The sequence below is a fragment of the Candidatus Kryptonium sp. genome (assembly GCA_025060635.1).
Classification (GTDB): Bacteria; Bacteroidota; Ignavibacteria; order Kryptoniales; family Kryptoniaceae; genus Kryptonium.
Window position 1 is genome coordinate 1 of record JANXBN010000152.1, and the last position, 506, is coordinate 506.

General features: G+C 51.4%; 1 protein-coding gene. It reads right to left on the reverse strand.

Annotated elements, in window-relative coordinates:
- A partial coding sequence (locus NZ923_10870; protein ID MCS7230508.1) for a hypothetical protein occupies positions 1 to 411 on the reverse strand: 411 nt, incomplete at its 3' end.
- Positions 412 to 506: the final 95 nt, after the last annotated feature.

Consider the following 506-nt stretch of genomic DNA (forward strand, 5'->3'; position numbering starts at 1 on the left):
CGTAATCCCAAGACTTCGCTGGGCGTGCAAGTCATCCCCGAATTTGTGGTGGTACAACACAAGCGAGATGTGCAAGTCCTCTATGCTCTCAAACGCTTCTTCCGGTGTGGAGTGGTGCGGAAAAATCATGCAGATCGCTACGCGTTTCGCATTCGGAAACTCCAGTGTTTGCAGACGGTATGTGAGTTTTTCACCCGCCACCCCCTCAAAACCCGGAAACACGTTGAGTTTATCAAATTCCGCCGTGTTGTCCACTACATGCAACAAGGGAGGCATTGCACCATCGATGGGGTGCTCGATATCATCGCGCTTGCAAAACAAATGAATACGCAGCAGCGCGAGCGACTTGACCAACTTCAGCAGGAGCTCCTTCGGCAGTATGCACCAGAAAGGACCGATGGTTGAACTCAAGATATGGTCCACCCTTTGCTGAAAGGCAAAGACAACGGTGAGCGAAATTCCTTGTCGGGTAAGTTCCGACCTGCACGAATGGTGTAACGACTTGG